Raw genomic sequence first — 23,965 nt, 5'->3', positions numbered from 1 at the left:
CTGTATAGCTTAAGTGATATCTATGTGGTGTCAACGCAATCGTTTTACGTCGAGAATGAAAACCTAGAGAGTTAGCTTGTTGACCAGTTACAGTCTAGTTCCACTATGAGCTCATCAATACGAGTAGGGTTGAGTCGTTCGATATTTTTCACTTCAAATAGTCGTGCCATTTGCTGCTCAAATAGTTGCCAATGTTTGAGCAAACATTTGTCCTTATCGCCTTCGAACTCTAAGTAGGTTTGATGAAGCAATGGTTTCAAGCTAATCGCGCCATGTGCGTATAAAGTTAATTGCCACTTCACTTCCCAGAAATCAATTGGATTGGTTCGAGTCTCGTTGAGCTCATCGTATAGGTGGAAAACCGTATCTGCGACCTTGTGTTTTCCTGTTAGAAAGTAGTCAAACAGCTTGTCTTCTTGGCGAATACCATCCGCGATTAGTTGCATCGGCATTGGATATCTGATGATTTGAGAGAGCATCTTACAGCTAAACTGATACAGACGTGCGTTTAGTGGTAATTGCGTAGGAATCGATTCAAGCATTTTTTTCATCGTATCTTGCATGTGGTCGTGCAAAGTATCACTGATCGCATGCCAGATTTTCTCTTTGCTACCAAAGTGGTGACGAATCAAACTGTGTGATACGCCTGCCTTATCACTGATGTTACGAATCGAGACTCGTTCATACCCTAAATCGCAAAATAACTCCGCCGCCGCAATGATGATCAGCCTTTTTGTCTCTTCTGCCGCTTGTGCGCTTCGTTTACCTTGCTTACGTTCAGCCATCGATTTCTCTCAAAAATGTCTTTTCTCGATGCTTATTTTAGCCTTAGTGGATTTCACTTTTCAAATTTATATTGCACAGGTGGAAAATATATTGACGGAAGTCATTAAACTCTTATACTGCACAACTGTGTAATAAACTAATAAAACGAGCAAAACTCATGAAGTCTAGCCAATTCAGAATGAAGCCAATAGCAAAGTGGCTCGCTGTAGGGGTGTTAGGGCTTTCACTAATCGGTTGTAATGACGCGATATCTGAAGAATCAGTCGCGGTTGTCACGCCAGTGAAGTTAGTTGAAATTCCTGATGTTTCTAAAGATCACGTTGATTCCTTCATCGCAAAAGTAGACGCGACCGAGCGCGCTACTTTGTCATTTCAGGTAGCGGGTGAGATATCAGGTATAACCGTCAATATGGGGGCACACGTTCGTAAAGGACAAGAGCTTGCTATGCTTGACCCGACTGACTATCAACTCGCTCTTGATGCAAAACAAGCTGAGTTTGAATTAGCCGAAACGGCATTTAAACGTTCAGAGCAACTTTACATCAAGCGCTTAATCAGTACTGATGAGTTTGATCGCACAGAAACCAGCTATAAAGCAGCGCGAGCGGCGCTCGACCAAGCGAAAACGGATCTGAGCTACACTCGCATTTCTGCACCATACGATGGTGTGATCTCGTTGGCGTTTGCTAAAGAACATCAAGTCGTGGGGGCGAGCCAACCAATCTTAAATGTGATTGATAATCAGGTACTGGATGTGGTGTTCACGGTACCGGTGACTTACATCGAGAAAAATGGCATCGATCATTTTTATAGTACTGCTCTAACCGTTACTCCCGATAGCCGCCGTGACCTGAAGATCCCGGCGATTTTCAAAGAAATCTCGACGCAACCTAACCAAGATACCAACAGCTACAGCGCGACGCTGACCATTGAGCGTCCAGAACAAGTTAACTTGCTTTCTGGGATGACTGGTCTCGTGAGTGTTTACAAGTCTCAAGACGATATTGGTATTGCAATCTCTGAATCAGCATGGGTGGAGAAAGAAGGTAGTAAAGGCGAGCTGTTCCGCTTTGACCCAAAAAACAGCTCACTACAAAAAATTGAAGTGACCCTTGATGAGAGTGGCAAAGTGATTGGTGGGCTGAATACCGGTGACCTTATTGTCGAAGCGGGTGTTGGTAAACTATACGAAGGCCAAGAAGTGAAGCCTTGGAAGAAAGAGGGCGGTATCTAACGTGAAATTATTCAAATATTCTGCCGTTGCTCTGGCTGCTATGTCGCTTATGGCATGTAAGCCTCAAGCTGAGCATCGTCCAGTCGTAGATATTAAGGTTGAAACCTTTGTTGTTGCGCCTGCAATCGAAAAGCAATCCCGTACCTTCAATGCACAAACGGTCGCTGCTGAACTAACTCCCTTAGCGTTTCGTTTAGATGGTGAGATTTCTTCAGTATCTGTTCAAGAAGGTGAACGAGTGATCAAAGGCCAAACTTTAGCGACACTTGATGACAGTCGCCTAAAACAGTCTTTGGCTGATGCGGAAGCGCGCTATCGCTTAGCATCCAAACAGTTAAAGCGTGGTAAAGAGTTACGTGGCAATAATATGATTTCTGCTGCTGAGTTAGATGAACTGAGCGCAAACTACAAGTTAACAACGGCAAACTTAGAATCAGCGAAAGCTCGTCTCAAATACACGCGCCTAAAAGCTCCGTTTGATGGTGTAATTTCTGCCGTAGACAAGAAAAAGTTTGAGAATGTAACTCCTGGTGAAACCGTTGTTTCAATTTATCAAGATGACAAAGTGTACGTAAAGATTGAAGTTTCTGACTCGGTACTTGCGACGTTGAATCCCCAAAATCGCTCTCAGGATGGTTACCAGCCAGATGTTGAATTCTCGGGCCATGGAGGTGATTTCCAACTTTCTTACCTAGAGCACACCAGTGAACTGTCCCCTGAAACTCAAACTTATGAAATCTGGATGGCTATGCCTCAAGTGAAGCCTAGAGTTCTGCCTGGAACCAGTGCACGAGTATTGGTGGATATGGCTGAAGCGGGGCTAGCGACTTATCGTGGGTTCCAAGTGCCAATGCAAGCAATAGAATCGGGACGTGAGCCTCAAGAGTTCTATGTATGGAAGCTTGAAAACAACCTAGCAAAGCGTTATCCAGTGGCGGTTGACCAAATCAATAGCCGTGGTGCTATCGTGGTGTCGGGCATTGAGGCTGGCGATATCATCATCACGACAAATCAGCGCAGACTAAAGCAAGATATGGAACTGACAGGGGCAGCTAAATGAACATCGCTGAGTATTCAATAAAGAACAAGGTCATTAGCTGGCTATTTCTCATCATTCTTGCCATTGGTGGTGTAACCTCGTTCAATGACTTGGGTCGACTAGAAGACCCAGCGTTTACCATCAAAGATGCAATGGTTCTTTCAACTTACCCAGGTGCAACAGCGCAAGAAGTGGAAGAAGAGTTGACATACCCGCTTGAGAAGGCGATCCGTCAATTGCCGTATATCGATAAGATCACCTCTATCTCATCTGAGGGTAAGTCTCAGATCATGGTGAGCATGAAGATGGAGTATGGCCCTGATGAGCTTCCGCAAATTTGGGATGAAATGCGTCGAAAGATCAATGATCTCAAGCCGACACTGCCTTCTGGCGTAAACTCGCTTTCCGTTATTGATGACTTTGGTGATGTATACGGTGTGATGCTGATGCTAACCGGTGATGGGTACGACTATGTTGAGTTAAAGCGTTATGCGGATTACTTGCGTCGTGAGCTAGAACTGGTTGATGGTGTCGGTAAGGTAGCTATCGCAGGGGATCAACAAGAGCAACTGTTTGTTGAGATGTCTCTTGAACGTCTAGCCGCATTAAACCTAGATATGAGTACGGTTGTTGGCCTGCTAAATCAGCAAAATAATGTTCAATCCTCTGGTGAAGTGATGGTGAACGGTCAATCGATCACGATTCGTCCAAACGGAACACTGACATCTGAAGAAGCACTTCAAGATCTGATCATTCATGGTCGAGACACAGGTAACCTAATTCGCCTGAAAGACGTAGCAACCGTTACTCGCGGTATTCAAGAAAAACCATCGAATGTCCTTAACTTCAATGGTAAGCCTGCAATCAACGTAGCGATTTCGTTCTCTTCAGGTGTCAATGTTGTTGAAGTTGGTAAAGCGATTGAAGCGGAGCTTTCGGTTCTCGAAAGCATTAAGCCAGCCGGCGTTGATATCAATTATTTCTACAACCAGTCTGCGGAAGTAGAAAAATCGGTTGCTGACTTCGTAGTGAGCCTAGCTCAAGCCGTTGGCATTGTTATTGTGGTGCTGCTATTCACCATGGGGCTGCGAAGCGGCATCATTATTGGTTTAGTTCTTCTGCTGACGGTGTTCGGTACCTTCATTATGATGAGCTACAACAATATTGAACTGCACCGGATATCGTTAGGTGCTTTGATTATTGCGCTTGGTATGTTGGTGGATAACGCCATCGTAGTTGTAGAAGGTATTCTGGTTGGGCAGAAGCGTGGACGTACCAAAGTACAGGCGGCAAAAGACATTGTGACACAAACACAATGGCCTTTACTCGGTGCAACGGTTATAGCAATTACGGCATTCGCACCAATCGGTCTTTCGCAAGATGCGACTGGTGAGTTCATGGGCTCGTTATTCTGGGTACTGTGTTACTCACTATTCTTGAGCTGGATCACCGCACTTACTTTGACTCCATTCTTAGCTGACCTTCTTCTTAAAGAAGAGAAGACCGCAGAAAACGGGGAACTGGTTGATCCATATAAGGGCTTGTTGTACACGGTATTTGGTGCCTCACTCAAGTTTGCTCTACGTTTTCGTTGGTTTACAGCGGTATCGATGGTTGCGTTATTGGTATCAGCGGTTGTCGCGTTTGGCATGGTAAAACAGGCGTTTTTCCCGGCTTCAAACACGCCGATGTTCTTTGTTGATGTTTGGATGCCGGAAGGCACAGATATTCGTAAAACTGTCGATAAAGTTGAAGATATCGAAGAGTACCTATTAGAGCAGGACAATATTGAGTTTGTTTCTTCATCAACCGGGCAAGGCATACAGCGTTACGCACTGACTTACCAACCAGAGAAGAGCTATGAAGCGTATGGTCAGATCCAAGTTCGTACCACTGATTTAGAGAGTATGTACACTCTATTGAATAAGTTGGATAGCGAGTTGGCGACGACGTTTACTGAGCCAATGTTCCAGTTGAAAGTGGTAGAAAATGGTCCATCACCAGCTTCTAAAATTGAAGCACGTATTACGGGCCCTGATCCACAAGTACTACGTGACCTTGCTGTTCAAGTAGAAGATGTCTTATTGCAAGATCCTGGTGCTCGTAACGTTCGTCATGACTGGCGCGAGCGAACTAAGGTTCTAGTACCTCAGTTTAACGAATCAAAAGCACGTCGCTTAGGTATCTCAAAAGAAGATCTATCTAATACTCTACAGATGGCGTTTGGCGGTTCAACGATTGGTCTATTGCGCGATGGTACCCACATGCTACCAATCATCGCACGCCTGCCAGAGAACGAGCGTGTTGATTTCGAATCACTGACCAACATTAAGATCTGGAGTCCAACGCTTCAAAGTTATATTCCAGCTGAGCAAGTAATTGATGGTGTATCGCTGGATTGGCAAGAGCCACTGATTTTACGTAAAGATAGAAAACGCACTCTAACAGTGTTAGCGGACCACGACATATTGGGTGAAGAGACCGCAGCGAGCTTATTCAATCGTATTCGTCCAAATGTTGAAGCAATTCCATTGCCAAGTGGCTACAGCATAGAGTGGGGTGGTGAATATGAGTCATCGACAGACGCACAAACCATGTTGTTTGCTTCTCTGCCGATGGGCTATCTATTCATGTTCATCGTAACTATGTTGCTGTTTAACTCAGTACGTAAACCAATTGTGGTTTGGGTAACCGTGCCGCTTTCTATCATTGGTGTTGCTTACGGACTGTTGTTGACAGATATGCCAATGAGTTTCACCGCACTACTTGGTCTATTGAGCTTAAGTGGCATGATTTTGAAAAACGGTATTGTATTGCTTGATCAAATCAATATTGAGCTGTCGTCTGGTAAGGACCCATACCAAGCAGTATTTGATAGTGCAATATCACGTGTTCGTCCAGTAAGTATGGCGGCACTGACAACGATTTTGGGTATGATTCCACTGCTGTTCGATGCATTCTTTGGTTCTATGGCAGTAACTATCATGGCAGGTTTGGGCTTTGCTACCATCCTGACACTGATCGTTGTACCAGTTGTGTTTGCAATCTTATACAACATTAAACCAGCAAAATGATTTAACGCATCATTTTTGATTTAGCATCTTTAGCCCTAGTTCATTGTTGGACTGGGGCTTTTTTAGGATCAGATTGAATCAAAAAATAAAGTTAAGATTGTAAATAGTCTGTTGCTTTGCGGATGAGTGACTGTATATAGTAGAGGGCTAACCTCTTTAAAGACTAATGGTATAGTCTTCGTTGTATAGGATATACATAATGATCAAATCACCTCTTGCTGTGTTGATTGCAGCCACTCTTACTATTCCTGCTATTGCTGCCAATATTCCGTCTGAAGTAACGCTTGCTTCTGAACAACACTTTGTTCGTGGTAATGGTGCAGAACCTGCGACTTTAGATCCCTCATTTGTAAATTCGGGCATGCCAGGGGATATTATCGTCAACGACATGTTTGAAGGCTTTGTCATTGAAAATGCAAATGGTGCGATTATTCCGGGGCAAGCGACAAGTTGGAAAGTTTCTGAAGATGGAAAAACCTACACTTTCAACTTACGAAAAGAGGCGAAGTGGTCGAACGGTAAACCCGTAACAGCCAGTGATTATGTTTATGCTTGGCAGCGCGGCGTTAATCCCAGTACCGGTAATGACACAGGACACTACTTCACTACGGCTAATATTCTTAATGCTAAGGAGATTCAAGCCGGAGAGAAGTCCCCAGAGTCACTTGGCATTCAAGCTGTGAGTCCTCATACAGTAAAAATCACACTTGCGAAACCAACGCCTTACCTAATGAGCTTGATGAGCGTTAAAACCTTTTTCCCAGTACCACAAGATACCGTTGAACAGTTTGGAGATAAGTGGACAAAAGCTGAAAATATCGTCACCAACGGTGCATACAAACTGAAGAAGTGGGTACCAAACGAGTACGTTGAGGTGACACGTAATCCTGAGTATTGGGACAACGATAAAACGGTTATTGAACGTGTTACCTATTTAGGTTTGTCTTCTCAAAATGCTGAGTTAGTACGCTACCAAGCTGGTGAGATCGACATGACCAATCGAGTTCAACTTGAGCAGTACCAAAGGTTCATGAAAGAAAGCCCTGACGAGATTAAAGCACAAGCTCTGTTAGGATCTTATATTTATTCGTTTAATACCACTCAGCCCCCATTTGATGACGTTCGTGTACGTAAAGCGCTGACTATGGGCGTAGACAGAAACATTCTGGTGGAAAAGATCACCGGACAGGGTGAACCAAAAGCACTGAGCGCGGTACCAACGACCATTCCGGGTTATCAAGCACCGTTACCAAGCTTCGCGAAACTAACTCAACCAGCTCGCATTGGTGAAGCTCGCCAACTACTTAAAGAAGCGGGCTACGACCGAGATAATCCGCTCGAATTTACGCTGACATACAACACAAGTGAGAACCATAAGAAAATCGCGCTGGCAATTGCTTCGATGTGGAAATCCATCGGGGTAAAAGTCAATTTAGAGAATATGGAGTGGAAAGCTTACGTGGCGGCGAAAAGTAATGGTGATTACCAAGTCGCGCGCTCGTGGGCGTTTGGTGACTACCCAGAACCCTCTTCAATACTAGAAGCCTTTACTTGTAACCACGTGGCGAACGAGAGCAAGTACTGCAATGAAAAGTACGATGAGTTGATGGCAAAAGCAGCGTCAGCGCCGACCGAAGAAGCACGATATGATCTGTATAGCCAAGCGGAAGCTATTTTGGCAGAAGCAGCACCGATCATTCCACTTTATCACTACAATCATACTCGATTGGTGCGCAGCACGCTGAAAGGGCTCCCGGAAAATAATCCTAAAGGTAATATTTACGCTAAAGACTTGTACTTCGTAAACTAATTAGACTACAGACCACTAAGGCTCCGTCAATCGGAGCCTTATTTTTATCTTAAAACAGTGCTAGCTATTGGCCACTTTGTGCATAAAAGGCTGCAATATCTTTAAGATCTTCATCATTTAGGTGTCGAAGTTGTGCAGCCATCATGTCAGCATAGGCGCCAGAACGCAGCCCTTGTTGATATGCCTTCATCGCATTAAATAGATACAGTGCATCCTGGCCATTAATATTGGGGTAGTCGGTTTGTGAAGGGCGACCATTGGGGTTATGACAGTAGATGCAACTTGGCGCCTTTACTTTACCCAGCTCAGGGTTCCCTGCGCTCGCGATGGATTGTGTTGCAGAAAAAGTAGTGAATACTAGGCACACTAAAAGAATCTTGTTCATGACGTCAGTTCAACAAAATAACGGATGTTCAAAAGGATAAAGCTTCCCCTAGGGGGAAGCTCAATCTAATCCGCATTATTTTTTGTTTTTATGCGTATTGCTTTAGCTTTTCAAGAAGAAGATCAATATCTTTATTCGAAATGTCTTTGTGAGTAACAAAGCGTACTGGGTTGCTCGGTGAGATAGTGATGCCATCTTCTGCAAGTTTTTCAGCGATGTCATCTATATTAATGATACTGGCATCAAGTTTTGCAAAGACGATGTTGGTTTGGATGAAGTCGGGATTAACTTTAAAACCACTAATCTGAGACAGGCCGGTTGCAAGTTTCTTCGCGTTTACGTGGTCAGTTTTTAATTGAGCAACTTGTTCAGTCAGTGCAAGTTTACCCGCAGCGGCTAGGATACCCGCTTGGCGCATGGCACCCCCAAGCATTTTTCTGATGCGTCGTGCTTTTTCTATGTACTCTTTTGAGCCCAAAAGTAGCGAACCTACTGGAGCGGCAAGTCCTTTTGATAGACAAATTGTCATTGAATCAAAGTACTGAGCAATCTCGCGGATTTCTACATCTAGTGCAACCGCTGCGTTGTAGACACGAGCGCCATCAAGATGCATCTGCAGCTTGTGTTTGTTAACAAATTCACGCGCTTCAGCCAGGTAACTCATCGGTAGCACTTTACCGTTGATGGTGTTTTCAAGGCTTAGCAGTTTAGTGCGAGCGAAGTGAAAATCATCAGGTTTGATTACCGCTTCTAGCTTATCGAAAGGCAATGTACCGTCAGGGTTGTTCTCTACAGGTTGTGGTTGAATAGATCCAAGTACTGCCGCGCCGCCAGCTTCATACTTGTAGTTATGAGCTTGCTGACCGCATAGGTATTCGTCGCCGCGTTCACAGTGAGCCATTAGGCCAAGCAAGTTGGCTTGGGTGCCAGAGGTAGTGAAGAGTGCAGCCTCGAATCCTGTTTCTTTCGCAGCAAACGCTTCTAATTCATTGACGGTAGGGTCATCACCATAAACATCATCACCGACAGGTGCATTCATCATGGCTTCACGCATGGCTTGAGTAGGTTGAGTGACAGTATCTGAACGAAAATCCATGGCAGGCTCCTAAATATAACCACACAGCTTTGCTTTGCTTAAGCAAGCGATGGTTTTGGTATCTGAAATTTGATTTGTTTTTATTAAGTTTTCTAGCTCGTCAACGGTGAGCAGTTGGATCTCTATAATTTCATCGTCATCGCAATTGAGGCCACACACTTGTTTTACATCTGTCGCGATAAATAGATGTTGAATTTCATCGCAGAAGCCAGCGAGGGGAGTGAGCTGTCCTAAATCGATAAATTTCTCACACTCGTAGCCTGTCTCTTCTTTCAGTTCACGCTTGGCACAAGCCAAAGGCAGCTCATTTTCTTCAATGGTGCCTGCAGGAAGTTCAAGGATCCACTTGTTGAGAGAAGGACGGAACTGACGAACCAAAACCAGTCGACCATCTTCCAAGATCGGAAGGATAACCGCCGCCCCAGGGTGATGTATGGTGGTGTGGGTGATTGTCTGTCCGGTAGGAAGCGTGACTTGATCTTCGTTTAGAGAGATTCGCTTCCATTGATGAATGATTTTGCTCATAGATCCTTAACGAGCTAGGGGAAAAAGAAAATCCTAATGTTATTCGCTTTTAAACACAACGCGTTAGTGCGAGTTATTGCTGATTCCTGATCAAATCTAAATATTTGTAACGAAATGTTTTCCATTTTTGAAAATTAAACTATATGTTTATGCAAACATAGATTGCATCACGAATGTAAGCTATCGCTTTGTTATAACTATCAATAATATATTTTGCGTTAACCATCAATCGTCAAAACTATCGATTGACGGTAACTGAGGTCCTCTATGAATTCAGTCTCTTCTTTCTCCAGCACACGTCCTTCCCATGCAGAAAGCGCTTTACTCTCAGAGCGCATCCAAAATTTAGTCAATGCACTATCGGATGGTGTTTATGAAAGAGAGAGTACGATTAAACTCTGTTTATTAGCGGCGCTAGCAGGTGAAAGTGTCTTCCTACTTGGTCCTCCAGGTATCGCTAAGAGTCTGATTGCAAAGCGCTTAATCAAAGCATTTGATAATAGTAGTTATTTTGAATACCTCATGACTCGCTTCTCGACACCTGAAGAGGTGTTTGGCCCGCTAAGTATCCAAGAGCTTAAAGATAACGGCCGCTATGTACGCCTTACTGAAGGTTACCTTCCGACAGCACAAGTGGTTTTCCTTGATGAAATCTGGAAAGCAGGCCCTGCGATTCTTAACACACTGCTTACTGTGGTTAACGAAAAGACGTTTAAAAATGGTAATGAAATTGAGCGCGTACCTATGCGTTTGTTGGTATCAGCTTCCAACGAGCTTCCAGATGAAGAGAGCGGTTTAGAAGCGCTATACGATCGTATGCTTGTGCGTGTGTATGTAAATCGTATCCAGAACAAGCAAAACTTTAAGTCAATGCTAACGGTTGGTACTAACGAAGAAGCCGAAGTACCACCAGGCTTGGCTATCACCGATGACGAATACCATCGCTGGCAAGATGCGCTAAATACATTGCCTTTGAATGATGAAGCGTTTGAAAAACTTTACCAGTTGAAGACGATGCTTGAAGCGAGAGCGGAAGAGCAAGGTGTGGATATATCTGATACCGACCTTTATGTTTCAGACCGTCGTTGGAAGAAAGCTGTAAAACTGTTGAAAGCGAGTGCATTCTTTAATGGTCGTGATGAAGTGAATTCGCTTGATCTCCTACTATTACAAGATTGTTTGTGGAATAGCCCAGAGACCCACGCGGTGGTTAACCAAGTGATTCGCGAGTTCGCGTTGAATCATGCTTTTGATCAGCAATATGTAACGGAAACGCTCCAAGTTTGTGAAAACGACATCGAGGCGCTACAAAACAGTATTGAAGACCAGTTCGCAATGGAAACGTCCATGGAAGTCGCGACAGGTCTGCGCAAGAAAGAGGTGTATCACTACGATCTGCGTAAAGCTAAGATTTATCAAGTTGGGCAAACTCGTAACCTCATCAAGCTAGTTTTATTACAGAGCAACCTATCAGTATCTGAGTCTGAAAAAGGGGATACGCGCTGGGTATATGTAACTAAAGATGAGTTCGAGCGCGTGGTGAAAGACGGAGCAGGGGATGTCTATGGCTATGTGAACCAAAGTACTACCATGTGTCGTCTTCGCGTTGAGCTCGATGCGGCGAACTGTCTAGTCGTTAAAGATATTGCTAATCGTTCTGTATTAGTGACGCTAGTCACTGAGAATGGTATAGATGAAACGCTGTACGCAGAATGGAAAGAAAAAGCGGAATCCATTCAGAATACGTTGCAAGAGGTCGAGACTCGCCTTTTACGCGTACGTTCGAGTTTCCATTCCGCACTACCACATATTTTTGTTTCACCAGCCTTGCCGATTCAGATTGAAGAGTCGTTGCAAAATACTCTCCATAAGCTAGAACAAGTAGGTAAGCAGGTTGATAAATCCGCTACTCGAATCTTGAACTTAGACCGTTTTTTTGAGTAGGGATCATCATGTTAGGTGCAGATAGCTTAAACCTGGCTCTAATGATCGCAGAGTCGGGAATCATTGATACCGCAGTAACGGATTTACTGGGTAATAGTCAGGTGATGGTCATGGCAGAGAATAACGGCGTTAAAGCGTCGGTCACTAGACAACTTCAACGCTGGCGCTCTAATGTACGTCAACGTCTAACCAAAGTAAGTGAGGCTGAAGAATTTCAGGAAGAGCTTGCTATCTATCAGGAAGTGATTCACTGGGAAGAAGAACACTTCTATTTAAATATTGATTCCTTGTTGGAACGCCTAAAACAGAAGTCTCAGTTTTACGTTCGTGCTCGCCAGCTTGTGGAAGAGAACGAGACCAAACTGAACCCGATGTTTGCTCAGCATTTCTGTAGCGAGTGGTACAAGAGCTTATCGGAATCCATTCATCAGGCTCAGATTCATGAGCTTGAAGATGACAAAGAGAAATTACTTACAGACCTTTACCAAAGACTTGAGAACATCAAGAACATGGACGGGGTGACTGAATCTGGGAATGAAAATGCGGCCGGTCGTTTATGGGATATGGCAGGAACAAAGCTAACCAAAAGCGATGTTGCATCGTTACACGGTCACGCTGAGTTTCTTCGCAAACATAAAGGTATTCAGGAGATTGCAGATAAGCTTGGTCGTATGGCGAGTGATTGCCAAGATGCGCATAAGAGTAATGCCCCAAAAGAACAAGCGAAGCCAGTAGAAGAGCTAAGCAGTGAAGCCGTTGATGACATTGTAGGTGTTCATGAGAGTGACGATCTTAATAAGTTACTACCAAATGAAACCCTTTTCTTGACGCACCCAGAACTTGAAGTTGTTTTCTACAAGAACCTTATCGATAAACGTTTGATGAATTACCGAACCAAGGGTAAAGCGCGAAAAATCAAGCGAGTTCACCTACCAGAAGCGGACACTGGTGAGCCTGATTTGGACAAAGGACCGTTTATTCTATGTGTGGATGCCTCTGGATCTATGAGTGGGTTTCCTGAGCAATCTGCAAAGGCCATTGCATATGCGCTGATGCAAATCGCCTTAGCTGAGCATCGTGATTGTTATGTCATGCTGTTTTCTACTGAGTTGATTACTTATGAGCTAACCAAACAAGATGGTTTGCGAGAGGTGAGTGATTTTCTCTCTTACCGTTTTGCTGGTGGCACTGACATCGAATCTGCAATGATTAAGTCAATCCAACTGATGCGTAGTGATCGTTATCAAAATGCCGATCTATTGGTGTTATCAGACTTTATAGCACCGAAGCAATCTGATGAGATGCTGCAAGAAGTTGAGGCGCTGAAAGCCAACCACAATCGCTTTCATGCCATTAGCTTGTCGAAGTATGGTAATCCTGCATTGATGAGCATGTTCGACCATACCTGGGAATATCACCCTTCAATGATGGATCGCCTGTTTAAGCGCTGGTGATAATTTAGGTGCAGAATGCATGATTGTTCACCGGATTAGACATTGTCTAACCACTTGAACAAAAAAGGCAAAAAATACATTGCATCGATTAATATATTCGGTAAAGTACACCTCGTTCTCAGGGCAAAAGCCCAGAAGCATCGGCGTGTTGGCAGAGTGGCTATGCAGCGGATTGCAAATCCGTGGACCTCGGTTCGACTCCGGGACGCGCCTCCATTTTCTTCTTTGAGAGAACAAGGCGACACTAGCTCAGCTGGTAGAGCGCAACCTTGCCAAGGTTGAGGTCACGAGTTCGAACCTCGTGTGTCGCTCCAAATTTCGGAATAGCCGGTTGTCACACGAGGAACCTCGTGTCTGAATCCAGCCGAGTCGCTCCAAATTAAAAATTATTGCTTTAGTGATAATTAAAGATGGTGTTTACCCATCGCAAGAAATTGCGTGCCCTGGTGGTGGAATTGGTAGACACAAGGGATTTAAAATCCCTCGACGTTCGCGTTGTGCCGGTTCAAGTCCGGCCCGGGGCACCATCTACAAAAAGTAAGGTTCTCAAACCTGCTTAAAAAATTGAGGCGTGTTGGCAGAGTGGCTATGCAGCGGATTGCAAATCCGTGGACCTCGGTTCGACTCCGGGACGCGCCTCCATTCTTTTCGGAAAGCCCTAGCAGAAATGCTGGGGCTTTTTGCTATCTGAACTGTTTGTTTTTCCACATCCTCCAGTGCCCACTCAATATGGGGTTATCTGTCTCGTTAAAAGTGGTTGATGTGGGGAGAGAATTCTTTGGTGTTATGGCTATGTAGGCTCATTAGTGCAGAGTAAGCTCGGATAGCTCTCACCCTATTCGTTGTTTCTAACTGGCCGATGCAGGTTAGGAAGGGGGAGTTGGAGGGGGTTCTAGTGCCCGGACTTTTTGAACCCTCAGTTCTTCATAAACAGTATCAATTTTTTAGATACTACGATTCTTCATCATTCTATGGCCTGCGTGCTTGATACACTCGACAAGAGGGTGATCCCCCATCTCTGCTCGCCAGATAAAAGAAATCGCACGTTCCATTTTTAGTTCAGGCACGTTCAGTGCCACCAGCTTACCGGATTCTATATGCGGCTTTACATCTAAGTAGGGTAGGCATGATAAATACTGGCCATTGGCAACCATGGTTCTGATCACCGGTACGTGTGAGTATTCACGCCATACATCTAAATCCGGAATGAGAGGGAACATGGCACTTTCAAAGATAGAGCGTGTACCAGCACCGCCCTCACGTAGAATCCACTGGGCTTGCTCTAACTGAGCAAGGCTAACACGCTCTCGTTTACTAAACGGGTGGTGTGAGGAGCTGACGATGACTAGATGGTCACGACACCACTCTTCTTGGTGTGTCCTATTGTCATCACAGCGTCCCTCGATGATACCTATGTCGTACTTGTAGTTAAGTACGCCATCAATGATGCATTGAGTTGATTTAACCTCTAAGCCAGTTCGGACTTCTGGGAAGTCTGAATCAAGAGTACTGATGAGCTCAGGCACTAAGTGCTCAGCAGGAGTCTGGCTTGCACCAATATTAATGGTGCCACTAAAAAGGTGTTGATCGTAAAAGCCAGCGTCAATCTGTTCAGCGTCCTGTAGGAGCCTTTTAGCACGGGGGCGTAACCAATTTCCCCAGTGACTTAAACGCATTTCTTTTCCTTGGCGCACAAATAGCTCTCGTCCTAGTAGCTTCTCAAGTTGGCTGAGGGACATACTTGCCGCTGATTGTGTGATCGCCAATTTGTCAGCAGCATTACTAACGCTGCCAAGTTCTGCTACTGCATCATAGACTGCTAATTGTTTTAATGAATAACGCACCAATATACCTATCGTTAAATATATAATACTGTAAGAAATGGAATACATAATACTACCAAGTAATTATTAATAGCTCTTGCATATGATATTTATACTTGGTCTTATTTGTAACAAAAGGTAAGTTTCCTTTGTGTAAATTAACCCTATGAATGATTACTTTTTATTTCATATGTTTCAGGTTTGATTTTTATTGTATAAAGTTTTTCCGAATTATCATTTCGGTTTTGGTATATATATTAAACTTATCTCATTAATAATGAGATTCTCTTTGAGTCTTTGTAAGGTTGAACCCACTACTGTAGGCGGTTAGGGATAAGGAAGCCTAGTCTTACAAGGTCGCTGCATTGGATATCAGAATTATTGATTTTGGGTGCTAGAGCGTTATCTTGGTTTTTAACCAATTTATCAAGTATCAATTATTTTGATTTTTTCATTAAATAAATTCAATTTTACGTTTTTAATCTACGACTGTAATTTGTCCTTAGTCACTGAGTTGATGAGTTATTCCTTTCAATTCAGATAACACCAAATATCATATTTAACTAAGGAGAGCGTTATGACTCGTGAATTAACTATAGGAAATATTGTTAACTCTGAAATAACGACATTAAAAATAGATACTCCATTATCGAAAGCGATCGATTCACTTGTTGAATGCCAAATTAATGGAGCGCCAGTTTGCGATGCTGATGGCCAGTTGGTTGGTTTCTTTTCAACACACGATCTAATGATTGAAATGTGGTGCCAAGACTATGTACCTAACGAATCTGTGAAAGTAGGGGATCTGATGAAAACCGATCTTGTTACTGCAGATATTAGCGATCAGCTCACTGACACGCTTGAGTTTTTTGCTTTAGACAAAAAGCAGCTATATCCAACAACAGCGATGGGTTACGCAACAAGCTTTACCACACTCACTGTAGAAGAGCGTGCTCGAACCATCAAAGTAAGTAAGCCTCAAATGCTTCCTGTCCTTGATCAAGGTAAGTACGTCGGCGTTGTATCGCGCTTAGAAGTCTTAAAAGCACTGCGCACGTTGTTTTCAGAGCCGAAGTTTGCAGAACCGAAAGCGACGGTAGTTGAAGTCGTTGAACCAATTAAAGAAGCGATCGTCGCTTAACATTTGAAACACCTATGTACTCACTCAATCATCGCAAGAGGTTGGTGAGCAGTATGAATCTATTCTCGGAGTTGTAATGGAACAAGTTTCCCATTTATATGCATTTAACCACTTAATCATTGCGCTAGTCGCTCTAACAATCATGATCCTAGTGGCACGCACCATTGTGGCTGGCACCAAGTACTCGTCACTACTTGTTATTGTGGTCGCGGGTCTAGGCTTAGGTGCCTTACTCGTTTCTACAGGTATGGCGCAGCCAGGTCTTGGTGAGTTCCCAGTTATTGTTCTTGTCGGACAGACAACGGTTATCGCTTTGATTGCTTCTTTCTTTGTTGGTGGTCAAGAGATAAAACGCCTACTGTCAAAGCAAAACAATCAACAAGCGGATTGTGGTTTGTTTGTTCCTTCGAATAAAGAAGCATTCATGGGTACAACAAGTACTCAACTCGCATACATCGTACGTGGCTTCTTTCTATTAGTTGGTATTCAAGCAGCAGATGTGTTGCTTTCTGGTCGTGCGGCAAGCGCAACGCTCGGTGACTCTTTCTTACTGTTCGCGTACGTATGTCTTTCTATCGGATTCATCTTCGTTGATAAGAATGCTAAATCGTCTAACAAAGCGCTTTACCTAAGAAAAGGTTTGGTTGAGATTCTAGCGATTATCGTGGTTCTTAAGCTGTCACTGATTATCTCTCAAGCGGTTTCCACGGTAATTGGTTTACCACAAATCTTCTTCGCGATGATTCTATCGTCGGGTCTTGGCATGATGCTGCCTAAATGGAAGCTGGGCCCAACAATGAACTCTCTGCTATTTGCTGGTATTCCATTAGTACTTTCTGGTGGCTTCTTGGTTGGTGGTTCTCACATGATTGAAGCATTTGGTATTCCTGGTCTACAGAGCGTTATCGTGTACGGTTTTGCTGGTCAGGTATTCTGGATGTTTGGTGGTTTGGCTCTACTTATCTTTGCAGGTAAAGCGAACTACCTTCGTAACCTAGCTCCAGGTATGGCAGGTGGTCTTTCTCACTCTGGTTTAACTGGTGCATGTACAGCAGGTGACTTTGGTAATACTGCGGCTTCTCGTGCGCCAATTATGATTAACGTACCGTTTGCCGGTCATATCTTTGTGTTCACGATTCTCGCGGCAAGTGCAGAAAAGGGAGTACTGATGGTTGAGTACACTATCCCGCTGATTCTTGCTGGTGCAGCATGTGTGGCGCTTTCACTTAAAAACCTACGTAAAGCATCGGGTTGTGAGCAAACAGAAGTTAAAGGCTTGATGCAGTTCTCGTTGGGTTGGCAGATTATGGCAGTATTCGGTAGCTTTACTATGCTATCTCTGGCTGGAATGTCTCTTGAGCACGCTTCTATGTCGGCATCATCGGGTCTTTCTCACTTCGGCCTATATGCGGCAGTACAAGAGGGTATGTTTGGTGCAACGGCTGCAAGCTTGATCACCTTTACGTTTGCAATGACATTCCTTGTTCACCCATTAGTGTTCGGCATGTTTGGTAAAGCGGCAGAAAACGGTGGCGTTATGGCAAGAAAAGGTGTTGCAACACTGGCGTCACTAGGTGCAATGGGTGTTCTTTACTCAATGATGACTATCTAAGTTTAGTTTTTAAATCGAGTCGTCTCTATCTAGCAGTCACTTTTTCGTGGCTGCTTTTTTTCGTTTTGAATACCTTTCTTTAAGTTAATTTGAGACCCTAATGCTTATCAAAGTAATCTTTGTTCCGTATGTACTTACTCATTAAATGATATGAGAATGGACGAATCATCCAACTAAACAACGAGCGCCCCATTCTTATCAGCGTAGGCGTGTTTTCATAGACCTTACCATTGTAGAGCCAAAGCATTTTCCCAACATGCCAGTAGAGCAGTGGAATAGGAGGCATGAAGGTGACTACGTCGAGGTCGCAACAGATTCGGTATGTCTTCTTATATAAGGTATAAGAATTTCTGATTCGCCAATCCCCAATAGCAGGCTGCCCAAAGGTCACGACACGTTTAATTGATCTTGGATACTTCTGGTCAAGATAATCTGCAAATACGCACCCGATAGCTCCTCCCGAAGAATGACCGGTAATCGCTATACGCTTGCCTTTAGCCAGCAAAGGTTGAAGTGTCGACTCCAATCGTTCGAATACGCTTAGACCCAGTTTGTCATCGTTTCTACTAGGTTGGCTTTCTTGAAACAGTAGATAATAGAAGCCTGCATGGATTCGGTAATTGAGTCCTATAGGCTTACAGCTTCGAGTCCAAAGTACAAGATTGAGTAGCCAGTCCTTAATGCTATGAGAGCCTTTAATGACTACCACCACCTCATTGTCGTCTTCACTCCAAAGGACTCGTATCATTGTTTTGCCAGAAGCGTTCTTAATGATCCTTTGACCATTGGGGTCAAAGCCGTACTTTGTTTGTTTGAAAACGCGAGGGTAGGCGAGATTACAGAGAACAGCGTAGCGTTCGTATTGATAGCGTTTTAAGGGCTTCACAATAACTCTTTGTTTTTGGATGTCTGTTTTAGCGTGTCTTGAAACTTTAGACCGAGTTTGTGAAGAACTCATGAAATAATCAAAGGGTAAAAATACAAAAGCCCCAACGGGTGTCGGGGCTATAATAGGTCGGTATAGAAATTTATTAAGCGGTTTCTAGAACTTTCGTTTCTTGGTTTACAACATTAATTTTGTCCCCATAAATTGGGCGCAATGCGTGCATTACTTCAACCCGAGATACCACACCTACAAATTGGCCGTGTTCTAGTACTGGCAATACTTGTGGTTTTTTCACTTTTGCTGCTTTTGCACGCTCTTCTAACGAGAGTGTCGTAAAGCTTGTAGCGTAGCCCATAGAGGTCGTTGGGAAGACTTGCTCTTTGTCGATGGCAAGGAACTCGACGATATTTACAAGGCTTTCATTAGCATCGATAGCGACGATATCACGAGACATTAAATCAACCACTTTCATCTCTTTGTTAGGCAGGTAATCTTGGCACCATAGCTCTACCATGACATCGTGTGCGGAAAGGAAACCAACCAAGCGACCATTCACATCACAAACAGGTGCTGAGCTCATCGCTTTTTGCTCTAGGATGTCCATAGCTAATGGAATAGGCATATCCGCGTTTAGAACTGCTGGTTGTGTATTCATGATGTCTTTTGCAAAAATTTGAGTATTCATATCGATATCCTTAACTGACGTGAGTGATTGCGCTGTTGTAATTGGTGTAACTGCTGCTTTTAAAAGAGGCTTGCTGTATATGTTCCAGTTAGATAAGCCAACAAGCACAGCCCCTCCAACAATGTTTCCTAAGGTGACAGGGATTAGGTTTGCTGTAATAAATGTTGCGACATTAAGATCAGCGTATTGTGCTGGTGTCGCATTTACTGCTGTCCAAAAGCTTTCTGGGGCGAAGTTTTGAATCACAATGCCCAGAGGAACCATGAACATGTTCGCTACGCAGTGTTCAAAGCCACTGCTGACAAACATTGAAACTGGAAGTATCACCATGAAGGCTTTGGTCATTGCGTTGTTGGAACTGAACGTTAACCAAATAGCGAGACATACCAGTAAGTTACATAAAACCCCCAAAGAGAAAGCCTGAACTGGGGTGTGATGAAGCTTGTGCTGCGCAATGTTTAACGCATTCAAGCCCCACTGACCGTGGTCAAGTTGATAAAGCTGTGCACCAGTGACTAAAAGCAATAACAGTGTTGCGCCCAAAAAGTTGCCGATATAGACCTTGCCCCAAATCGCGAACATGGTGCTCATCTTTATTTGTTTGTTAGCCCACGAGATAGCTGACAGCACTGAGCTCGTGAATAGCTCACCACCGCAGATGACAATTAGTATTAACCCCATACTAAAAGCCAAACCACCGATGAAACGGTTGGTGCCCCAGCCCGAGTCACTTTCCGTAGTGACAGTGATATAGAACAAGAACGCTAAACCGATAAACACTCCAGCCATAATGGCTAGACTTAATATCATTCCAGTAGATTTCTTTGATTTGCTAAGCGCGAATTGTTCTGCTTCACGCATCATCTCTACTGGAGTAAACAGTTGTCTCGGCTCAGATCCTAACGTTGACATAGAAACTCCTTTGTTAATGTGTAATGCCATACAGTCGTTGTGAATCCTTACTGCCTAATCAATATATTCAGCGAATATCTACCGGTAAAATTGATATTTCTTTGAGTTGATATCAAATTAATTGATATCGTCTTTTTACGATGTAAAATGAACAAAGTTGAATATGAAAGGAAGATAGAACGTGCGGTATTCACTTAAGCAGTTAGCAGTATTCGACGCCATTTCTGACTTAGGAAGCGTTAGCCTAGCAGCGGATAAACTGGCGTTAACCCAATCGGCGACGAGCATGTCACTCGCTCAACTCGAGAAGATGTTAGGTAGACCTTTGTTTGAGCGCCAAGGAAAGCAGATGCGCTTGACGCATTGGGGGGTATGGTTAAGACCCAAAGCTAAGCGTCTATTGCAAGATGCTCAACAAATAGAAATGGGTTTCTTAGAGCAGCATTTGTTAAGTGGTGAATTACGACTGTGTGCTAGTCAAACGCCGGCTGAACATATGGTGCCAGAGCTTATCAGTATTATTGATAATGACTTCCCAGAGCTTCGTATCTCTTTAGGTGTCGAGAGTACTCAAACCGTAATTGAAGGGATTTTAGATTATCGCTATGACTTGGGGATCATTGAGGGGCGCTGTGACGATAGCCGAATTCATCAAGAGACCTGGTGTAGAGACCACCTAACTGTAGTTGCTTCTGCGCATCATCCTTTTGCAAAAAGAGAGCGTGTTAGCTTGGCACAGTTAGAGCAAGCTCGATGGGTATTGCGTGAACACGGTTCTGGTACTCGTAAAGTTTTTGAAAGCTCGGTTGATCACCTTATTCAGGATTTGGATGTATGGCGTGAATACGAACACGTTCCCGTGCTTCGTACTATGGTGGAAAACGGGCCTTACCTTACCTGCTTACCTTACTTGGATGTTGAGCGATCAATCGAAGCAGGGCGTTTAGTGGCACTTAACGTACCTGAATTGGATATGGAGCGTACATTGTCTTTCATCTGGCGTGCAGATATGGCGGAAAACCCATTAGTCGAGAGTTTTAAACGTGAAGGGCTTAGAATGATGAAGGGAAAGCCGTCAGTATTCTGATTAAGACACTTCGCTAGTTATACGATTGCGTTCAAATATTTATGAAATCGAGAGTGTCGCATACATGATTAGTGTGATCTGTGTTGTGGTTGAGTTTCCTTAGCTCGTTACACTGGGCGTAATGAAAATGTGATAACACATATAAGGAAACTCGATGAACGTATTATTCGCCATTTCACTGACCACAGGCATTCTTTCAGGAATTTGGGGTTGGATGGCATTTAGCTTCGGATTGCTCTCATGGGCAGGGTTTCTTGGTTGTACGAGCTTTTTCGCATCTCCAAACAGCGGCAGTAAAGGTTTAATGGAAAGCTTGCTGACGAACTTGTCGGGTGTTTTCTGGGCGATGGTGATTATCGAGTCATCACAGTTGATTAATCTTGAGGTTGCAGGCTACGTTGTCACGTCTATCGTTGCATTCTTTATGTGTATTCAAGCGAAGAAACAGATTCTAGCTTACATCCCAGGTACCTTTATTGGCTCATGTGCTACGTTTGCCGCGGGTGGTGACTGGCAGTTGGTTGTACCATCACTGATGCTTGGTGGCGTGTTTGGCTTTCTTATGAAAACGTCGGGCGAGTGGTTAAGTGCAAAAACTGCGGTGAAAGCCGCATAAGTGCAATTTGTTCAGCTTCTAAAACTCGCTAGAACCATCTGATTAATTTTTACGTATTTCCGTTTGCCATCGTAATGACCCGTTTTAGCGTCCAGCGAATGAGCAGCGGGATACATTCTAAGTCCTTACTCTCACAGTAGTTTACAATAGCCAGAGCCAAATCGGGTTTGGCGTACTTTTTCAATACTCGTGTCACAACCTTTTTCGGTGGAATAGGGTGATCATGTGGGATATGCAGCATGTCTTTAAAGAAATACTCAAAGCCATGAGTATATAAGTAGTGCTCGATGTCTCTATCAGGCAGCTCCGTAAGGCGGTGACGCTCTTGATCATTGTCTAATTGGCTTCGAACGGTAGCAGAGTATTTTTTACCTGCAGCATCACCATCGGTCACAACGTGCCAATCAATACCATAGGCCTTTGCCACCTTGATCAGAGCTTTAAGTCCTGACTGAGCAAATTCGATAATCTGTATACCTTCTGCGGCAAGGTCATAACCGCACAGTTTAGCCATTTCATTGAACAACCAAACTTCGGTTTCACCCTCTACTAGCAACCAACAGCGTGCAAACAGCGCACCAGACCGGTGAAATCTGATGTGAAAACCTACTCGCCTTAGTTCGTCATTAGAAAGGATATGAGTTGGAACCGACGTAGCGATGGTTTTATCCGACTGTCTGACAAGACGACGAATAGAGAAAAGGGGCACAGCACCAAGCAATATTGCACTATTTGTGGTTAAGATTTTTTGCATGGGTAGTAGTTGCAATAAACCCCAAGCGCGAGCTAAGTGTGTTGGGTGCAGGCGACTCTCTGGATCTTCAATAATTAGGATTGGCCGAGAGCATCGACGCAATTCATTTGGGCCTTTAGCTTGTAAATAGGTGTTGAGTAGGCCGAGTAACAACAAGCGTGTTTGCTTGTTTTTCTCCTGCTCTAATACCCTAAGAAGACTGTTCTCATTGCTAGTGGAAACTGAGAATAGCCCATCTCTCGGTTTTCTTTTATCTCTGGTTCCACGTGTTTTGAAAGAAAAGTAGTGTTCTATCAGCGTTTCCATTGAACTCAAAGAGCTCTTAATTTCCCCTTTGTTTACGTGACCAGGTGTTGAAAGCAATCGACGACAAGTATTAGCGATACGTTTCTCAATGCGAGCATTCTTACCGTTGGTCTCAATGTTTGCTGTCGGCGTCCTGCGCGCGTCTCTTAATCGAATGACAGGGTGTAACGACATTAACTCCATTGCCAGTTTTTCAGATTGATGAAGTTGGATTGGTTCACCTCCTAGATCTAAGAAGTGATAGCGAGTCGTGACCTTAAATTCATTGAGCGAGGCACTGATTCGATAAAAGATATAAGACTGGCCAGATTCGTCTGTCACCCATATAGGCTTGATTTTTCTGTATCTACCGGAGCGTATTTCATTTTTGTCGGTGGATTTAAATTGAAGGATAATTTGTAGATGCTGAGATTGTGGATGTGAAATAGCATAGTCGACGTGAAAGTCTTGCATCTCAAATTGGTAAGGAACGCCATCTGATGGCAACACCACTGATAAGGCATCTAACAGTGATGACTTACCCCAGGTATTTTCACCAATAAGCGTTGTCAGTTGATCGAACTGAAGACTTAAACGTTTAATACCCCTGAAGCCGGAAATCTCGATACGTTCTAACTGCATACATCGCTCCAACTTAATCGTTGTTTACTAAATCGCTGTTTACTAAAGCATAACTAATTTTACGAGGATCGTATGAATAGGTGCTCACAGAATTGTTATTGGGAAGGTTGAAAGCTCAACAAGCACAATAATAAAGACAGTGATTTTTCATGAAAAATTTCAACATCATTCGTTG

At 43.8% G+C, this 23,965-nt stretch carries 18 protein-coding genes and 4 tRNA genes; 14 read left to right on the top strand and 8 right to left on the bottom strand.

What is annotated here, in order from left to right; translation table 11 throughout:
• Positions 1-71: 71 nt before the first annotated feature.
• Positions 72-785, bottom strand: a complete 714-nt coding sequence (locus DPF91_RS09190; protein WP_117234107.1) for a TetR/AcrR family transcriptional regulator — start codon at positions 783-785, stop codon at positions 72-74.
• A gap of 158 nt (positions 786-943) precedes the next feature.
• Between DPF91_RS09190 and DPF91_RS09185 the strand changes: the two genes are divergently transcribed.
• From DPF91_RS09185 to DPF91_RS09170, 4 genes are all read left to right on the top strand, one after another.
• Positions 944-2,020: an efflux RND transporter periplasmic adaptor subunit gene (locus DPF91_RS09185; protein ID WP_117234106.1), complete on the top strand. Its 1,077-nt coding sequence runs from the start codon at positions 944-946 to the stop codon at positions 2,018-2,020.
• 1 nt (position 2,021) lies between these two features.
• Positions 2,022-3,080, top strand: a complete 1,059-nt coding sequence (locus tag DPF91_RS09180; RefSeq protein WP_420855586.1) for an efflux RND transporter periplasmic adaptor subunit — start codon at positions 2,022-2,024, stop codon at positions 3,078-3,080.
• Entirely contained in the window at positions 3,077-6,133 is a 3,057-nt protein-coding gene (locus DPF91_RS09175; protein WP_117234105.1) for an efflux RND transporter permease subunit, read from the top strand. Before DPF91_RS09180 ends, DPF91_RS09175 begins: the two co-directional genes overlap by 4 nt.
• 199 nt (positions 6,134-6,332) lie before the next feature.
• Positions 6,333-7,943, top strand: a complete 1,611-nt coding sequence (locus tag DPF91_RS09170) for a peptide ABC transporter substrate-binding protein (protein ID WP_117234104.1) — start codon at positions 6,333-6,335, stop codon at positions 7,941-7,943.
• A 64-nt stretch (positions 7,944-8,007) separates the two neighbouring features.
• On the opposite strand, the gene DPF91_RS09165 is transcribed toward DPF91_RS09170, so the two are convergent.
• The 3 genes from DPF91_RS09165 to DPF91_RS09155 form a co-directional block, all read right to left on the bottom strand.
• Positions 8,008-8,319 carry a c-type cytochrome gene (locus DPF91_RS09165; RefSeq protein WP_420855592.1) on the bottom strand — a complete coding sequence of 104 codons (312 nt, stop codon included), beginning with the start codon at positions 8,317-8,319 and terminating at the stop codon, positions 8,008-8,010.
• Positions 8,320-8,416: 97 nt separating this feature from the next.
• The gene (gene ltaE / locus DPF91_RS09160) at positions 8,417-9,424 is read right to left on the bottom strand and encodes a low-specificity L-threonine aldolase (protein ID WP_117234102.1); all 1,008 of its coding nucleotides are present in this window, start codon (positions 9,422-9,424) and stop codon (positions 8,417-8,419) included.
• A gap of 9 nt (positions 9,425-9,433) precedes the next feature.
• Entirely contained in the window at positions 9,434-9,949 is a 516-nt protein-coding gene (locus DPF91_RS09155) for an NUDIX hydrolase (protein WP_117234101.1), read from the bottom strand.
• Between the two features lie 267 nt (positions 9,950-10,216).
• Here DPF91_RS09155 and DPF91_RS09150 point away from each other — a divergent pair, with 267 nt between their 5' ends.
• The 6 genes from DPF91_RS09150 (at position 10,217) to DPF91_RS09125 (ending at position 13,989) form a co-directional block, all read left to right on the top strand.
• Complete coding sequence (locus tag DPF91_RS09150; RefSeq protein WP_117234100.1) at positions 10,217-11,893, top strand: ATPase RavA domain-containing protein; 1,677 nt, start codon at positions 10,217-10,219, stop codon at positions 11,891-11,893.
• A gap of 8 nt (positions 11,894-11,901) precedes the next feature.
• Positions 11,902-13,347 (top strand): ATPase RavA stimulator ViaA, encoded by a 1,446-nt coding sequence (gene viaA, locus DPF91_RS09145; protein WP_117234099.1) that lies wholly within the window; start codon positions 11,902-11,904, stop codon positions 13,345-13,347.
• 142 nt (positions 13,348-13,489) lie between these two features.
• Positions 13,490-13,563 (top strand) — tRNA-Cys (locus DPF91_RS09140).
• A 22-nt stretch (positions 13,564-13,585) separates the two neighbouring features.
• Positions 13,586-13,661: transfer RNA gene (locus DPF91_RS09135), tRNA-Gly, on the top strand.
• Positions 13,662-13,787: 126 nt separating this feature from the next.
• Positions 13,788-13,874: transfer RNA gene (locus DPF91_RS09130), tRNA-Leu, on the top strand.
• A gap of 41 nt (positions 13,875-13,915) precedes the next feature.
• Positions 13,916-13,989 (top strand) — tRNA-Cys (locus DPF91_RS09125).
• Between the two features lie 302 nt (positions 13,990-14,291).
• On the opposite strand, the gene DPF91_RS09120 is transcribed toward DPF91_RS09125, so the two are convergent.
• Positions 14,292-15,191, bottom strand: coding sequence for a LysR substrate-binding domain-containing protein (locus DPF91_RS09120; RefSeq protein WP_117234098.1), 900 nt, complete (start codon positions 15,189-15,191; stop codon positions 14,292-14,294).
• A 556-nt stretch (positions 15,192-15,747) separates the two neighbouring features.
• Between DPF91_RS09120 and DPF91_RS09115 the strand changes: the two genes are divergently transcribed.
• Both DPF91_RS09115 and DPF91_RS09110 read left to right on the top strand, forming a co-directional pair.
• Positions 15,748-16,311, top strand: coding sequence for a CBS domain-containing protein (locus tag DPF91_RS09115; protein WP_117234097.1), 564 nt, complete (start codon positions 15,748-15,750; stop codon positions 16,309-16,311).
• Positions 16,312-16,387: 76 nt separating this feature from the next.
• Complete coding sequence (locus tag DPF91_RS09110; protein WP_117234096.1) at positions 16,388-17,923, top strand: hypothetical protein; 1,536 nt, start codon at positions 16,388-16,390, stop codon at positions 17,921-17,923.
• A 97-nt stretch (positions 17,924-18,020) separates the two neighbouring features.
• On the opposite strand, the gene DPF91_RS09105 is transcribed toward DPF91_RS09110, so the two are convergent.
• Positions 18,021-18,809 (bottom strand): lipase family protein, encoded by a 789-nt coding sequence (locus DPF91_RS09105; protein ID WP_117234095.1) that lies wholly within the window; start codon positions 18,807-18,809, stop codon positions 18,021-18,023.
• 145 nt (positions 18,810-18,954) lie between these two features.
• Positions 18,955-20,406: a formate transporter FocA gene (gene focA, locus DPF91_RS09100; protein WP_117234094.1), complete on the bottom strand. Its 1,452-nt coding sequence runs from the start codon at positions 20,404-20,406 to the stop codon at positions 18,955-18,957.
• Positions 20,407-20,587: 181 nt separating this feature from the next.
• Here focA and DPF91_RS09095 point away from each other — a divergent pair, with 181 nt between their 5' ends.
• Both DPF91_RS09095 and DPF91_RS09090 read left to right on the top strand, forming a co-directional pair.
• The gene (locus DPF91_RS09095) at positions 20,588-21,493 is read left to right on the top strand and encodes a LysR substrate-binding domain-containing protein (RefSeq protein WP_117234093.1); all 906 of its coding nucleotides are present in this window, start codon (positions 20,588-20,590) and stop codon (positions 21,491-21,493) included.
• A 154-nt stretch (positions 21,494-21,647) separates the two neighbouring features.
• Positions 21,648-22,109, top strand: a complete 462-nt coding sequence (locus tag DPF91_RS09090) for a DUF1097 domain-containing protein (RefSeq protein ID WP_117234092.1) — start codon at positions 21,648-21,650, stop codon at positions 22,107-22,109.
• A gap of 49 nt (positions 22,110-22,158) precedes the next feature.
• On the opposite strand, the gene DPF91_RS09085 is transcribed toward DPF91_RS09090, so the two are convergent.
• Positions 22,159-23,790, bottom strand: a complete 1,632-nt coding sequence (locus DPF91_RS09085) for an ATP-dependent endonuclease (protein WP_117234091.1) — start codon at positions 23,788-23,790, stop codon at positions 22,159-22,161.
• Positions 23,791-23,965 lie beyond the last annotated feature (175 nt).

The sequence above is a fragment of the Vibrio maerlii genome, from assembly GCF_003415655.1.
GTDB lineage: Bacteria > Pseudomonadota > Gammaproteobacteria > Enterobacterales > Vibrionaceae > Vibrio > Vibrio maerlii.
The sequence above is the reverse complement of the archived record's forward strand: the minus strand, read 5'-3'. Positions and strand labels throughout refer to the sequence as shown.